Annotated in this window: 1 protein-coding gene; it reads left to right on the top strand. The window is 67.7% G+C overall.

Going from position 1 to position 786, the window contains the following annotated elements; genetic code table 11:
- The coding region (locus DMB66_RS60090) for a KUP/HAK/KT family potassium transporter (protein ID WP_199753320.1) at window positions 1-786 on the top strand (786 nt) is incomplete at both ends.

Consider the following 786-nt stretch of genomic DNA (forward strand, 5'->3'; position numbering starts at 1 on the left):
CGACTGCCGATGGTGCTGCTGGCCACCGCGGCGACGGTGATCGCCGCCCAGGCCGTGATCACCGGTGCCTACTCCGTGGCGTCGCAGGCCGCTCAGCTCGGCTACCTCCCGAGACTGCGGATCGCGCACACCTCGGCGTCGACGATCGGCCAGATCTACGTACCGTGGATCAACTGGCTGCTGATGGTCTCGGTACTCACCCTGGTCTTCGCCTTCCGCAGCTCCGCCGCCCTCGCGTACGCGTTCGGCATGGCGGTGATCGCCACCATCACGATCACCACCCTGCTGTTCTTCTATCTCGCCCGGGTCCGCTGGCACACCCCGCTGTGGCAGATCGGCCTGGGCGCGGGCATCCTGCTCGCGATCGACCTGCTCTTCCTGGCGGCGAACCTCACCAAGCTCGCCCACGGCGCCTGGCTGCCGCTGCTCATCGGCCTGACCGCGTTCACCGTGATGACCACCTGGCAGCGCGGACGGCAGGTCGTCACCCGCGAACGCGAACGCGCGGAAGGCACGCTCCGCGCGTTCATCGATCGGCTGCGGGACGACAAGCATCCGCTGGCCCGGGTGCCGGGCACCGCTGTCTTCCTCAACCGTGGCAAGCAGACCGCGCCGCTGGCGTTGCGCGCCAACGTCGAACACAACCACGTGCTGCACGAGCAGATCTTGATCGTCTCGATCGAAACGTTGCCGATGCCGCATCTGCCGGACTCCGAACGGATCCAGGTCGACGACCTCGGCTATGCCGGCGACGGGATCATCCACGTCAGCGCCCGGTTCGGCTAT

It is taken from the genome of Actinoplanes sp. ATCC 53533 (genome assembly GCF_003947245.1).